The 14,163-nt window shown below is 52.0% G+C and carries 13 protein-coding genes; 8 read left to right on the top strand and 5 right to left on the bottom strand.

Annotation, left to right across the window (positions count from 1 at the left end):
• The first annotated feature begins 3 nt into the window (after positions 1–3).
• Positions 4–2,232 carry a penicillin-binding protein 1C gene (pbpC, locus tag JHL22_RS03795; RefSeq protein ID WP_234041094.1) on the top strand — a complete coding sequence of 743 codons (2,229 nt, stop codon included), beginning with the start codon at positions 4–6 and terminating at the stop codon, positions 2,230–2,232.
• A 65-nt stretch (positions 2,233–2,297) separates the two neighbouring features.
• Here the strand turns inward: pbpC and JHL22_RS03790 are convergent, their stop codons facing one another.
• Positions 2,298–3,179 carry an NAD-dependent epimerase/dehydratase family protein gene (locus tag JHL22_RS03790; RefSeq protein ID WP_200233964.1) on the bottom strand — a complete coding sequence of 294 codons (882 nt, stop codon included), beginning with the start codon at positions 3,177–3,179 and terminating at the stop codon, positions 2,298–2,300.
• A 277-nt stretch (positions 3,180–3,456) separates the two neighbouring features.
• Here JHL22_RS03790 and JHL22_RS03785 point away from each other — a divergent pair, with 277 nt between their 5' ends.
• Positions 3,457–4,281: a carbon-nitrogen hydrolase family protein gene (locus JHL22_RS03785; protein ID WP_200233963.1), complete on the top strand. Its 825-nt coding sequence runs from the start codon at positions 3,457–3,459 to the stop codon at positions 4,279–4,281.
• A gap of 167 nt (positions 4,282–4,448) precedes the next feature.
• On the opposite strand, the gene cydX is transcribed toward JHL22_RS03785, so the two are convergent.
• The 4 genes from cydX to JHL22_RS03765 form a co-directional block, all read right to left on the bottom strand.
• Positions 4,449–4,562 carry a cytochrome bd-I oxidase subunit CydX gene (cydX, locus tag JHL22_RS03780; protein ID WP_200233961.1) on the bottom strand — a complete coding sequence of 38 codons (114 nt, stop codon included), beginning with the start codon at positions 4,560–4,562 and terminating at the stop codon, positions 4,449–4,451.
• A 24-nt stretch (positions 4,563–4,586) separates the two neighbouring features.
• Positions 4,587–5,723, bottom strand: a complete 1,137-nt coding sequence (gene cydB / locus JHL22_RS03775; protein WP_200234299.1) for a cytochrome d ubiquinol oxidase subunit II — start codon at positions 5,721–5,723, stop codon at positions 4,587–4,589.
• Positions 5,724–5,746: 23 nt separating this feature from the next.
• Positions 5,747–7,294: a cytochrome ubiquinol oxidase subunit I gene (locus tag JHL22_RS03770; protein ID WP_200233959.1), complete on the bottom strand. Its 1,548-nt coding sequence runs from the start codon at positions 7,292–7,294 to the stop codon at positions 5,747–5,749.
• A gap of 98 nt (positions 7,295–7,392) precedes the next feature.
• Positions 7,393–7,800 carry a DUF2946 family protein gene (locus JHL22_RS03765; protein WP_200233957.1) on the bottom strand — a complete coding sequence of 136 codons (408 nt, stop codon included), beginning with the start codon at positions 7,798–7,800 and terminating at the stop codon, positions 7,393–7,395.
• Between the two features lie 253 nt (positions 7,801–8,053).
• Here JHL22_RS03765 and fba point away from each other — a divergent pair, with 253 nt between their 5' ends.
• The 6 genes from fba (at position 8,054) to JHL22_RS03735 (ending at position 14,160) form a co-directional block, all read left to right on the top strand.
• A complete protein-coding gene (gene fba, locus JHL22_RS03760) occupies positions 8,054–9,118 on the top strand; it encodes a class II fructose-bisphosphate aldolase (RefSeq protein WP_200233956.1) in 1,065 nt (354 codons plus the stop codon).
• Positions 9,119–9,281: 163 nt separating this feature from the next.
• Positions 9,282–10,163 carry a phosphoribosylaminoimidazolesuccinocarboxamide synthase gene (locus tag JHL22_RS03755; protein WP_200233954.1) on the top strand — a complete coding sequence of 294 codons (882 nt, stop codon included), beginning with the start codon at positions 9,282–9,284 and terminating at the stop codon, positions 10,161–10,163.
• Positions 10,164–10,176: 13 nt separating this feature from the next.
• Positions 10,177–10,680: a 5-(carboxyamino)imidazole ribonucleotide mutase gene (gene purE, locus JHL22_RS03750; protein WP_200233953.1), complete on the top strand. Its 504-nt coding sequence runs from the start codon at positions 10,177–10,179 to the stop codon at positions 10,678–10,680.
• 30 nt (positions 10,681–10,710) lie between these two features.
• Positions 10,711–11,895 (top strand): 5-(carboxyamino)imidazole ribonucleotide synthase, encoded by a 1,185-nt coding sequence (locus JHL22_RS03745; protein WP_200233951.1) that lies wholly within the window; start codon positions 10,711–10,713, stop codon positions 11,893–11,895.
• Positions 11,896–12,918: an L-threonylcarbamoyladenylate synthase gene (locus JHL22_RS03740; RefSeq protein ID WP_200233950.1), complete on the top strand. Its 1,023-nt coding sequence runs from the start codon at positions 11,896–11,898 to the stop codon at positions 12,916–12,918.
• Positions 12,919–12,972: 54 nt separating this feature from the next.
• Complete coding sequence (locus tag JHL22_RS03735) at positions 12,973–14,160, top strand: M20 aminoacylase family protein (protein WP_200233947.1); 1,188 nt, start codon at positions 12,973–12,975, stop codon at positions 14,158–14,160.
• The last annotated feature ends 3 nt before the right edge of the window (positions 14,161–14,163 follow it).

Raw genomic sequence — 14,163 nt, 5'->3', positions numbered from 1 at the left:
AGTATGGGGTTGCAATCGAGGCGGCCTGGCTGGCGTATCCTGGGCTGGTGCGCCATGACCGCAGTGGCGGTGATGGCGCTGGCCTTTTTCCTGATGCGCCTAATGGTGGCGCAGCAGGAAGTACCCTCTTTTGAGACGCTCAAGGCAGGTTATCGCTCGTCGTATGTGGCGCTGCTGGATGCGCAGGGTCATCTGCTGCAGCAGCAGCGGCAGGATTTCCGGGAACGGCGGGGTGAATGGACTGCGATTGAGGATATTTCTCCAGCCATGCTGGATGCCTTGATGGTTTCTGAAGATAAGCGGTTTTATGCCCATCACGGGGTAGACTCCCAGGCCTTGCTGGGGGCGGCCTATAAACGCCTGTTTGAAGGTCATAGTGGTGGGGCTTCAACGTTAAGCATGCAGCTGGTGGGTCTTCTGGATGAGCGCCTTTTCCGGCAAAAACGAACCCGCACTTATCGGCAAAAAGCCCGGCAGATCATCATGGCCCAGGCACTGGAACAACTCTGGAGCAAAGCCCAGATACTTGAAGCTTATCTGAATCTGGTGTCGTTTCGCGGAGAATTAACGGGTATTGACAGCGCGTCCCGTGCCTTGTTGCAGAAATATCCTGCCGGTATCGACCACCGTGAAGGTGCCATGCTGGCAGCGCTTTTGCGAGCCCCCAATGCTTCGGCGCAAACGGTTACCCAGCGTGCCTGTGGCATTTTGCGGCGGCAGGCATTCACGCAGGATTGTGATTATCTGGATCGTTTTGTCGGGCATTACCTGGCCAATCAACACCATGTCAGCCTGGATGAGCCGGTGCTGGCCCCGCATTATGCCAGCCAGTTGCTTAGCCTGTATAAAGAAAGCGGGCAAGCCATGCCTGCCACCATTAGCAGTACGCTAAATCGTGATTTGCAGGTTTATGCCTTGCAAAGCATCCAGCGTAATCTTAAGCCTTTGCAAAAGCATAATGCCAATGATGCCGCCGTTGTCGTGCTGGACAACCGTACGGGCAACATCCTGGCCTATATTGGCTCTTCGGCCGATTTGGCCAGCGCGGTTCATGTGGATCATGCGCGGGCCCTGCGTCAGGCGGGTTCAACCCTGAAACCGTTTCTGTATGCACAGGCTATCGACCAGCAGCGCCTGACCGGTGCCTCCTTGCTGGATGACAGCCCGGTTAATCTGGCCACTGGCTCGGGCCTGTATGTACCGCAAAATTATGACCGGCAGTATTCTGGTTGGGTTAGTGTCAGGGTAGCACTGGCTTCTTCCCTGAATATTCCGGCGGTTCGCACCTTAACCATGGTAACGCCCGATGCCTTCCAGCATTTGTTAAGCAGTTTTGGCCTGCCGCTGGAACAATCAGGCGATTACTACGGATACAGCCTTGCGCTGGGCAGTGCCGAGGTATCCCTGCTAAGCCTGAGTAATGCGTTTCGGGCGCTGGCCAACGGTGGGCGGTACAGCGAGGTAAATTGGGCTATTCCGGGGGTGGAAAATGCGGCACCCGTGTCTGGCAAACCGCTGGTTTCTGCCCCAGCCGCCTGGATCATTGCTCATATGTTGTCAGACCGCCAGGCACGTGCGCGCACGTTTGGGCTGGACAGTTCCCTAAGCACCCCCTTCTGGAGTGCCGTGAAAACAGGGACCAGCAAAGACATGCGTGATAACTGGACGGTTGGTTGGTCGCAGGATTATACCGTTGGCGTTTGGGTGGGCAACAGCAGTGGTGCCAGCATGCATGACATTACCGGTGTTTCAGGGGCCGGGCCGATTTGGCATGATGTGATGGGGTATTTGCACCAGCACCGGCCAAGCAAGGCGCCTGCCATGCCGGTGGGCGTGGTGGCCCAACAGGTGGTGTTTGAACAGGGGCTGGAGCCTTCACGCACCGAATATTTTTTGGCAGGGACCGAGTTTTCGCGGGTTGCCCTGGCCACTTCATTGCAGTCGGGGCAAGTCCAGCCGCTGTTTATCAGTCATCCGGCCCATGCCACCATTATTGCCCTTGATCCTGACATTCCGGCCGATAACCAGCGCCTGATGTTGCGTGCCGGCAATACGGCCGGGCGGGTAACGCAAACGGTGAGCTGGTATGTGAACGGCCAGTATTTGGGCAGTGCCAATCCTTATGCCTGGTTACCCTTGCCGGGCCGCCACCGGGTGGAAATCAGGGACGAAAAAAACCAGGTGATTGATGCGGTGGTCATTCAGGTTCGTGGTGCCCGTCTTGCCAAATAAGAAACCCGGCCTGGCTGAATTACTTTAAAGTAATACTTGTTTTAAATTTAATTTAAATTTAAAATTTATACTTGCTGTTCATTTGATCGTTGTTCATTTAACAAGGCCGTGTACCCCTGTTTGGTATTGGGCCAGCGCAGGCGAAAACCGCTTTCCAGCAGTAATGTATTACTCAGTCTTTTGTTGCCAATGCCGGCCGGTGGTGCGCCCTCTGGCGGGCAGGGAACCTGCATGGCGCTTGCCAGCCAATCGTACAGTTCGTCTATCGGCAAGGGGGTGTTGTCGTTAACCAGATAACAGGGTGCCGGTTGGGGTAAAGTCAGGCAATGCACAATCGCAGCGGCCGCGTCTTCAAGATGAATGCGATTGGCGTAATACGTTTCATGGCGGGGTACGCGGGTCTGGCCAGCGCGAATCCGTTCAAGAAGTTGTTGCTTTTCGGGGCCATAAAGACCGGACAGCCGCAATACAACGGTTTCATAAGGCAGTGTATGCAATTGTTGTTCTGCTTCTTGCAAAACCCGGCCATTTACCCCCAGCGGCAACAGGGGTGTTTTTTCATTTACCCAATTCCCATGATGCTCGCCATAAACCGCACTGGAAGAAATGAAAACAAGGCGTTCAAGCCAGGTGGTGTCCAAGGTGCCCAGCAAGTTATTCAGCCCCTGGATGAAAATGGCCCGATAGGCGGTTTCGGTTCTTTGCGCTGGGGTGGGGCAATAGATAATAGTGCTGATTTTTTCAGGTAAGGGTGTGTGGATGCCTGTCTGGCATAAGTCAGCCTGTATCCATGTTATTGGCGACGCCGTTTTTTTCTGGGGAGTGAGCGGGCCGGGTGGGCTTCTTCTTAATCCATAAACCACATGGCCTTGCTGCAGCAGCAATTGCGCGGTACGCAGACCAAGATCTCCGCATCCGGCAATTAAAATATGTTTGGTGGTATTCAATGCAGGGATTCCGTTAAGAGGCTGGTTTGTTTATCATAAATTTGCCGTAAGACCCCTTCCGTTAGGGAGGGGAGGAAGTCAACGGGATAGTGTACACGGTGAAACAGGCTTGTCATGCCGCTCATGGATTAATACGAAGCGGGTGCCGTTTTTTTGACGCGAGTGCCCGTTTTTTTCAATGCAGGTAATCTGGTGCATAATGAGCAAAAACCGCGTAAACCCTCGCCCACTCGGGCGGGGATATAAATGCGTTAATCCCAGAAATTTTGTGAGGAATATGACTTTGACTGCTGATTTTTCCCGCCTGAAAGTGGCTGTGGCACAATTTCCTGCCGTGAATGATATTACGGCAAATAAAAAATACATCCAGGACCTGACGGAACAGGCCGTTGCCCATGGTACCGAGCTACTGGTTTTTCCCGAGGCGGCCATGTGTTCGTTTGGTTCTGACTTGCCAACCTTAAGGAATGTTGCCCAACTGCACTCTCCGGGTTTTATTGAGTTCATGCAGAGCCTGGCACGCAGCCACCAAATGAATATTATCGTGGGCGTGCTTAGCTTAAGCGATGATCCGGCTGAAGAGCGGGTTACTAACCAGTTGCTGGTGATTAATGCCCAGGGTGAGGTGATTGTCCGCTATACCAAACTGCATGTTTATGATGCTTTCAATTTCAAGGAATCTGACAAGGTCAAACCGGGTGATATCAAGTCAGACGGTTCAGAACTTGGTTTGTTCAAGATTAAAGATTTTACGATTGGCCTGGTTAATTGCTATGATCTTCGCTTTCCCGAACTGTCCCGTGCCCTGGCGGTCAAGGGGGCCGATGTTATTTCGGTTAGTGCCGCCTGGATTGCCGGGCCTTACAAGGAAAATCATTGGGAAATCCTGCTTAGGGCGCGGGCCATTGAAAACACCAGTTATGTATTGGCTTCGGGGCAGACAGCCACCCGTTGCACTGGCAACAGCATGATCATAGACCCGATGGGCAGTGTGCTTGCCGGTTGTGCCGACCAGCCGGGGCTGGCGGTACATGTATTGGAAAAAGGCAGGCTACAACAGGTCAGAAGTATTCTGCCTTGCCTTGAAAATAGACGGTTTTAAGGTAAACGTAATTTTTACAGTAAGCCCAAATGTTGGGTTTTGGTGTAATAATAAATTTAACTTTATTTAAAAAAATATCTTTAATTTTAAATGTAATTGAAAAAGGCCGGTGCAAGACCGGCCTTTTTCTGGCAGCGGCCATTTCGGCCTGGCCTGCCACGGTTTGTTTAACCTTCCTGTTTGCTTTTCAGGCGATCGGGTTCGTATTCACCCCAAAGTACATTCAGGATGGCCAGGGCAACGGCAAACCCAAGGCCCAATGTCCAGGCAAAATACCACATAGTAAACTCCAGTAAAAATATGGTTTAGTAAACGGAATGTTTATTTTCACGGATATAGGCCGTGGTTACTTTTCCTCTCATGATGCTGTAAGCCCAGCGGGTATATAACACAATGAGTGGCATGAAGATAACGACTGCAATCAGCATGACAAACAGGGTGAAATGGCTGGAAGAACTGTCCCAGACGGTCAGGCTGGATGCCAGATGGCTTGATGAAGGCATCATGAACGGGAACATGGAAACACCAGCAGTACCAATAACACCTGTAATGCCTAGCGCGGATACAAAGAACGCTGCAAAGGTTTTGCCTTTTTTGGCCAGCCACAGGGCACCCAGAATGCCAACATAGCCCAGGACTGGAACCAGAATGATTAAGGGCCAGCGTTGGTAGTTGGCCAGCCAAGCACCGGTTTCACGCACCACTTCCTTGGTTAAGGGGTCGGGGCTGGCCGCCAGATTGACGACAGAGGTAATGCGATAGCCGTCAATGCCGAAGGCCACCCAGATTCCGGCCAGGGTAAAACAAACTACCGTAACCAGGCCACTGATGGTCATCCATGATTGCGCGCGGGAATAGATCGGGTCTTTGGTGCGGTGCATCAGGTAAATGGCACCGTGGAAAGTGACCATGGCACTGGCAACAACACCGCAAAGCAGGGCGAAGGGGTTAAGCAGGGCCCAGAAACTACCTGAATAAACAGGGTTAAGGGATTGGGTGTATTCAAAGGGCACGCCAAGCAACAGGTTGCCAAAGGCCACTCCAAAAATGACCGGAGGAATGAAACTACCTACAAAAATCCCCCAATCCCAGGTTTTGCGCCAGGTGGGATTGCTTAATTTACTGCGATAGTCAAAACCGACCGGGCGGAAAAACATGGCCCATAACACCGCCATCATGGCCCAGTAAAAGCCCGAGAATGCGGAAGCGTAAATCATGGGCCAGGCCGCAAAAATGGCACCGCCGGCTGTAATGAACCAGACCTGGTTGCCATCCCAGTGAGGAGCGACCGTGTTAATGATGGCACGGCGTTCTTCATCGGTTTTACCTACAAAAGGAAGCAGTGTGCCTACGCCCATGTCATGGCCGTCCATGATGGCAAACCCGACAAGCAGGACACCAATCAACAGCCACCAGATGAATTTTAGAATTTCATAATCAATGAGGTTTTCCATAGTGTGGCTCCTTAGTGTTTAGGCTCATGGACATAGCGACCGGTGCCCAGGCTACCGGGGCCTTGTTTAGAGAAGCGGATCATAAGATACATTTCAACAATGAGAAAAATGGTGTAGAAAGTGATGAATCCGATGAGAGAACCATACACGGAGCCGGGACTGAGCGAAGAAACCGAGATGGTGGTGGGCAGGACCCCATACACGGTCCATGGCTGGCGTCCGAACTCGGCCACGAACCAGCCCATTTCGCAGGCGATCCAGGGTAATGGCAGGGAAAATATAAGCAATTTCAGCAACCATTTTTTCTCGGCAAAATTGCCTTTGAGGGTGGCCCAGAAAGTAACGGCAAATACGAAGAGCAGGAAAAAGCCCAGGCCGACCATAATGCGGAATGTCCAGAACAGGGGTTTGACGGCAGGAATGGTGTCTTTGGCTGCCAGGGTAATCATTTCCGGGGTGGCCAGCGAGACATCGTCGGTGTAGCGTTTAAGCAGCAGGCCAAAACCAAGATCGTCCTGGTGTTTCAGGAAAATTTCCATAGCTTCAGGGTCATCACGGTTGATACGCAGTTTGTCCAGGGCAACGACTGCATGTTGGCCGGACTCGATGCGGGCGTGATTTTCCTTGAGGATATCGTGAATGCCGGGCATGACTTCGGTGGTGGAGCGGGTGCCAATCAGGCCCATGGCCCATGGGATTTTGACTGCCCAGTTGTTTTTCATTTCCTCATCATTGACAGAGGCAATAATGGAAAAGGGGGCGGGAGCCGGTTCGGTTTCCCACATGGCTTCAATGGCGGCCATTTTGGTTGTTTGCGCTTTGCCAATAGAGTAGCCTGATTCGTCGCCAAGTACGATGACTGACAGGATAGAGGCAACGCCAAAAGCCGCGGCAACACGAAAACTGCGCTTGGCAAATTCAACGTCTTGTTTTCTTAGCAGATACCAGCTGGAAATGGCAAGCACAAACATGGATGCCGTTACATAACCGGCCGAAACCGTATGCACAAATTTGTTCTGGGCTTCGGGGTTGAGAACAACGGTCCAGAAATTGGTCATTTCCATGCGCATGCTTTCAAAATTGAATTCGGCCCCGATAGGATTTTGCATCCAGCCATTGGCAACCAGGATCCACAGGGCGGACAGGTTACTGCCGACTGCCATTAAAATGGTTACCATCAGGTGCTGCTTGCGTGACATGCGCTCCCAGCCAAAGAAGAACAGGCCGACAAAGGTGGATTCTAAAAAGAAAGCCATAAGGCCTTCAATGGCCAGTGGGGCACCGAAGATATCCCCCATGTAATGGGAATAGTAAGCCCAGTTGGTGCCAAACTGGAATTCCAGTGTAAGGCCGGTAGTGACACCAATGGCGAAGTTGATGCCAAAAAGTTTGCCCCAGAATTGGGTCATGTCCTTGTAAATAACCTTGCCGGTCATGACATAGGCGGATTCCATAATAACAAGAATCCATACCAGGCCGATGGTGAGTGGTACGAACAGGAAGTGGTACATGGCTGTCAATGCAAATTGCAGCCGGGATATGTCAACTAATTCATCCATGCGGATTTACTCCTTGAAACTTTTTCTGGAATGAAAGGGGGGGCGTATGTCAGCAGACGTGACATTCACCTTGATAAATGCAATGAAAAATTTTCTGGTCAGGAAAACAGGGGAAACTGAGGAGGAGCCTGGCTGCGGTTGGGCCGCCAGCGGATAGTGCGAATGATCAGACGCCATTCGTGGTAAACAATGGCAATGGTTTGCCGAACGATAAAACCGAGGAGCAGGATACAGGCCAGCGAGACAATGGCGGCCTGGAATTCGGAGAGAATGCAGAACAGGCAGTGAATGTCTGTGTCGTGTATTGATGAATCCTGATTGGGGGAAGTGCTGTCAACAAGCAGGGTTTTGCCATTACCTGACGAATCGCAGATTTCGATGGTAAATGGCAGGCTGGATTCTGTGCGTAAAAGGGCTGAAACCGAAGGTGAAACCGCTGCCAGGGTCATCGCGATGAGGACAACCCATAAGGCATAGTGGAGAGAGCGGTTTTTGCAGCGGTTCACAATATTGAATAATAGGACAAGTTAAACAAATTGTAAGTGTGATGAAGAAAAATTACTTTGTGAAATCTCAAAAGTTTCTTGATTCAGATTAATTTTTTTATTGAGTATTTTTCTTGGGTAGTGCAGATGCCTGATTATCCCGTCCGTATTGCAAAATTTGCGGGGCAGGGGGAAACTTGGGTAAAAAAACACAAACCCACGTAAAATATGGGCAATTCGGAAATTTGACATATATCCACTAGGAGAATCTCACATGGCATTAGTTTCAATGCGTCAGTTGCTCGACCATGCGGCCGAAAACGGTTATGGTATTCCTGCTTTCAACGTTAATAACCTTGAGCAAGTTCAGGCCATCATGGAAGCGGCCAAAGAAACCAATAGTCCCGTTATCATGCAAGCCTCGGCAGGTGCCCGCAAGTATGCTGGCGAAGGCTTCCTGAAATACCTTATCCAGGCTGCGGTTGAAAGCTACCCTGACATCCCTGTCGTTATGCACCAGGATCACGGCCAGTCTCCTGAGATTTGTCAGGGTGCGATTGATCTGGGTTTTTCCAGCGTCATGATGGATGGCTCCTTAATGTCAGACGGCAAAACTATTGCCGACTACGAATACAACGTGGATGTCACTAAAAAAGTGGTGGACATGGCCCATAAACTGGGTGTTACCGTAGAAGGCGAGCTGGGCTGCCTGGGTTCACTGGAAACCATGGAAGGTGACAAGGAAGACGGCCACGGTGCAGATGGTAAGTTAACCATCGACCAGTTGCTGACCGACCCAGAACAGGCTGCTGATTTTGTACGCAAAACCCAGTTGGACGCCTTGGCGATTGCCATTGGTACCAGCCATGGTGCGTATAAATTTACTCGTAAGCCTACCGGAGATATCCTGTCTATCCAGCGTATCAAGGACATCCACGCCCGCCTGCCCAATACCCATCTGGTCATGCACGGCAGTTCAAGCGTACCGCAAGAACTGCTGGCTGAAATCCGCGAGTTCGGTGGCGACATGAAAGAAACCTATGGCGTGCCGGTTGAAGAAATTCAGGAAGCCATTAAATATGGCGTTCGTAAAATCAATATCGATACCGATATCCGTCTTGCCATGACGGGTGCGATTCGTCGATTTTTGGCCGAAAACCCTTCAAAATTCGACCCGCGTGAATACAATAAACCTGCCCGCGAAGCAGCGAAACAAGTATGTATTGCCCGTTATGAAGCGTTTGGTACGGCGGGTAATGCCAGCAAGATCAAGCCGGTCAGCTTATCTGAAATGGCCTCTTTGTATGCGGCCGGTAAGCTTAACCAGCAGGTTAAATAAACCCGGGTTTGCATAAAAAGAAAATACCGGTATTAAAAATCCCGCCTTGCATTCATTTGGGGCGGGATTATTAATGTAACGCGTTAAAATATGGGGTTTGATCCGTTATGGTTTTCACCATGGCGCAAATATCCCATTCCAACCGAAAACTTAAGGGTTACAAGTGGCTACCGCACTTCATCAATCAACCATCCAATCATTACCCTTGCTGGCACGCGGTAAAGTACGCGACATGTATGCCGTGGGTGATGACAAGCTGCTTATTATTGCCAGCGACCGCATCTCTGCTTTCGACGTCATCCTTGACGACCCGATTCCCGGCAAAGGTAAGGTGCTTACCGAACTTACCGAGTTCTGGCTGAAAAAACTGGCGCACATTATTCCCAATCACTCTACCCATGTGAAGCCCGAAGCGGTGGTGGCCCCCGATGAGATTGAGCAAATCACAGGCCGTGCTGTCGTTGTCAAACGTCTTAAGCCGGTGTTGGTTGAAGCGGTTGCCCGTGGTTATCTTATTGGTTCCGGCTGGAAGGATTATCAGGAAACCGGTACGGTTTGCGGTGTGAAGTTGCCGGCAGGCCTGAAACTGGCCAGTAAACTGCCAGAACCTCTTTTTACGCCAGCTGCCAAGGCCGAGTTCGGTTCACACGACGAGAACGTGGATTTTTCCCATGTGGTGAAGGAAGTGGGTCAGGAAATGGCCGAGAGAATTCGTGACATCACCTTGAAACTGTATGCGGAAGCGGCCAGTTTTGCTGCGAAAAAAGGTATTATTATTGCCGACACCAAATTTGAGTTTGGTTTGGATGAAAATAACCAGTTGTATTTAATGGATGAAGTGCTTACACCGGATTCTTCCCGCTTCTGGCCAGCAGACAGCTACCAGGAAGGGGTCAACCCTCCTTCATTCGACAAGCAGTTTGTGCGAGACTGGCTTGAAACCCAGCCTTGGGATAAAACCGCGCCGGCTCCCCGCCTGCCACAAGACGTACTTGAAAAAACAGCCGCCAAATACCGTGAGGCGGTAGACCGCCTGCTGGCATAAGAAAAGGAATATCATGAGCGACAATATCAAACCGGTTGTGGGCGTTATTATGGGCTCTTCCAGTGACTGGGATGTCATGCAAAACGCAACCCGGATACTTGAAGAGTTTGGTGTGCCCTTCCAGGCGCAGGTCATTTCAGCCCATCGCATGCCGCACGATATGGTGGCTTACGGTGCCCGCGCTTACAATGACGGCATTCGCGCCATTATTGCCGGTGCCGGGGGCGCTGCCCACCTGCCTGGCATGATGGCCGCCTTAACCGAAGTGCCAGTGTTTGGTGTGCCGGTACCTTCCCGTTACCTGAAGGGTGAAGACTCTTTGCTTTCCATTGTACAAATGCCCAAAGGCGTGCCGGTGGCCACGTTTGCCATTGGCGAGGCGGGGGCAGCCAATGCGGCCCTGCATGCCATTGCAACACTGGCCATGACCAACCCCGCGTTGCGTGAGAAATTGCTGGCCTTTCGTGAAAAACAAACGGCAGCCGCGCGTGCCATGACCTTGCCACCTTCGGCTTAGTGTTTTTGTAAATCAAAATTTTTATCTCTTATGAATAATACTGTATTGACTTCTGCTGTTGTTTATCCCGGCCAGTGGCTTGGCATGCTGGGTGGTGGGCAACTGGGCCGCATGTTTTGCCATGCGGCGCAAAGCATGGGGTATAAAGTGGTGGTACTTGATCCCGCCCAGGACAGTCCTGCCGGGACGGTTGCCGAAAAACAGGTATACGCAGCCTATGATGATGTAAAAGGGCTGGATGAATTGGCTGCCCTTACGCGGGTGGTTACAACCGAGTTCGAAAACGTGCCTGCTACCAGCCTTAAACAGTTATCGGCCAATTGCCGGGTGAGTCCCGGTGCGGCGGCCGTGGCAGTGGTACAAGACCGTATTGCTGAAAAAGCCTTTATTGCGGCGCAGGGCATTCCGGTCGCGCCTTATGCCGAAGTCCGTTCGGCTGCCGATCTGGAAAACGCCGGGCAACACCTGTTTCCGGGCATCCTTAAGGCGGCACGACTGGGGTATGACGGTAAGGGACAGGCGCGCGTTGCCAATGTACAAGAAGCGCTGATCGCTTTTGAGTCGTTTGGCAAGGTGCCTTGCGTGCTAGAGGCCATGCTGCCCCTGAAAGAAGAGATTTCGGTGGTGATGGCGCGTGGTTTCAATGGCGAAGTGGCGGTTTTCCCGATTGGCCAAAATACCCATGTCAATGGTATTCTGGCCACCACCGTGGTGCATCCCGGCCTTATTCCTGAAAATATCCAGCAACAGGCTAAACAGGCGGCTATTAAAATTGCCGAAGGCCTGAATTATTTTGGCGTGTTGTGCATTGAGTTTTTTATTCTTGACGATAACCGCCTGATTGCCAATGAAGTGGCGCCACGCCCGCATAACAGTGGTCATTACACCATGAATGCCTGTGCCAGCAGCCAGTTCGAGCAGCAGGTGCGCGTGATGGCAGGCATGCCACTGGGTTCTACCCAATTACGGGCGCCAGCGATCATGCTTAACATTTTGGGCGACAGCTGGTTCCACCCCGAAACCGGGGCCTTTGCCGAACCGGCCTGGGACAAGGTGCTGGTTTTGCCGGGCGTGTCCTTGCACCTGTATGGCAAAAGCGATGCCCGCAAGGGCCGTAAAATGGGTCATGTAAATGTGGTTCATGAAAATTTCGATACCGCACTTGCGCATGCCCGCAAGGTCAGTGAAATCCTTAATCTAAGTCAGGTACTGTAAATGCAGGCAGACCAGGAGCAGGAAATTCTCAGGGCAGCCACTCGCCTGGTACATGGAGAGCTGGTGGCCTTTCCTACTGAAACGGTTTACGGTCTGGGGGCTGATGCCGAAAATCCGCAGGCGGTCGCCAAAATTTACCAGGCCAAGGGCCGGCCTTCCAATCATCCGGTCATCGTGCATGTGGCCCCTGATGCCGATTTGTCTTACTGGGCTACCGATATTCCCGAAGAAGCTCATCAGTTGATCAAGGCATTCTGGCCCGGTCCGCTAACGCTTATCCTGCAACGGGCCAGCCATATTCCCGATACGGTCAGTGGTGGCCAGAGCAGTGTGGGCATTCGTTGCCCGTCCCATCCCGTGGCCCAGGCCCTGCTGCGGCAGTTTGCCCGGCTCAAGCCTTCCGGGCAAGGGGGCGTTGCCGCGCCTTCGGCCAATAAGTTTGGCCAGGTATCACCTACCTTGGCAGAGCATGTTATAAGCGAATTTCCCGAAGAAGTGGCCAAGGGTATGCCGGTCCTTGAAGGGGGGGCAGCCAATATCGGTATTGAATCCACCATTGTTGACCTGTCCCGTATTGGGCAGGGGGTTGGGGCGGTTTTGCTGCGTCCCGGCCATGTCAGTGCCAGCCAGATTGGCCAGGTACTGGGTTATGCCCCAAAACTGCCAGACAGCCATGCACCACGTGCCTCGGGTACGCTTAAAGCGCATTATGCGCCACGTACGCCCTTAATGCTGGTCAGCGCCCAGGAATTGGCAGCAGGCAAGCTGCAACACCGGGTGCCCGCTGGGAAAAAATGGGCGGTTTGTGTGTTTGACGCCGGCCAGCAGCCTCACACCGAAGGGATAGACTGGTTCGAAGTGTCCAATGAACCGGTGCAATATGCTCATGATTTATACGCTTTTTTGCGTCGGGTAGACCAGCTGGGGTATCAGCGTATCTGTATTCAGTCCTTGCCCGAAGACCAGCGCTGGGAAGCGGTGAATGACCGTTTGCAAAGGGCTGCTGCGGCTTTCCCTAGGTGACATTTTTACCAAACACGATTATGATTGTCCGGTCACAAATCACCGGAAATTTTTATGATCAAGTTTACCGGCATTGATGAAATAGTCGCTATTCGGCGAGACATCCATGCACATCCCGAACTGTGTTATGAAGAGCATCGTACCTCTGCTCTGGTAGAACAAAAACTAACAGAATGGGGCATAGAATGTATAACGGGTATCGGTAAAACCGGTGTGGTGGGTAGTATCAAGGCGGGCTCGTCCAACAAAACCATCGGTTTGCGGGCGGATATGGACGCCTTGCCCATGCAGGAAGAAAATAATTTTGAGCACCGTTCACGCCATGACGGAAAAATGCATGGCTGTGGTCATGACGGGCATACCGCCATTTTGCTGGCGGCCGCAAAACATTTAAGCGAGAATCGTAACTTTGACGGCACGGTACGGTTTATTTTCCAGCCCGCTGAAGAAGGCGGTGCCGGCGCCAAAGCCATGATAGAAGACGGTCTGTTTGAGCGCTTTCCCTGTGATGCCGTGTTTGGCCTGCATAACTGGCCCGGCATGCCTGAAGGCAGTTTTGCGTATCGCACCGGTCCTTTAATGGCGTCCAGCAATATTTTTCGCATCAATATACGGGGTAAAGGCGGGCATGCCGCCGCACCGCAAGACAGCGCCGATCCGGTTCCGGTGATTGCCCAACTGGTGCAGGCATTGCAAACGGTGGTATCACGCAATATTCGTCCCATTGATGCTGCCGTGCTGTCTATTACCCAAATTCATGCCGGTACGGCAAGCAATGTGATTCCCGACCATGGCTGGATTGGCGGGGCCGTGCGTGCCTTTTCCGATGAAGTGGTCGACCTGGTCGAAGCTCGCATGAACCAGCTGGCAGCACAAATTGCCAGTGCGTTTTCCTGCACCAGCGAAGTCATCTTCGAGCGGCGTTATCCGGCATTGGTCAACACAGAGGCAGAAACTGAATTGTGTGCCCAGGTAATGCGTGCCTTGCATGGAGAAGAGAAAAGCGCTGAATATGTGTTTGAACATGAGCCGGTCATGCCCTCTGAGGATTTTTCCTTCATGTTGCAGCAAAGGCCGGGCAGTTATGTATTCCTGGGTAACGGAGATGGCTCCCACCGGCAACCCGATCACGGCCTGGGCCCTTGCCTGCTGCATAACCCCAGTTATGACTTCAATGACAACTTGCTGGGTATAGGGGCTTCATTTTGGGTCAGACTAACAGAAAAATATCTGGGTAAATAATCA

This window comes from Advenella mandrilli (assembly GCF_016595155.1).
Classification (GTDB): domain Bacteria; phylum Pseudomonadota; class Gammaproteobacteria; order Burkholderiales; family Burkholderiaceae_B; genus Advenella; species Advenella mandrilli.
This window is presented reverse-complemented; position numbering and strand designations above follow the sequence as displayed.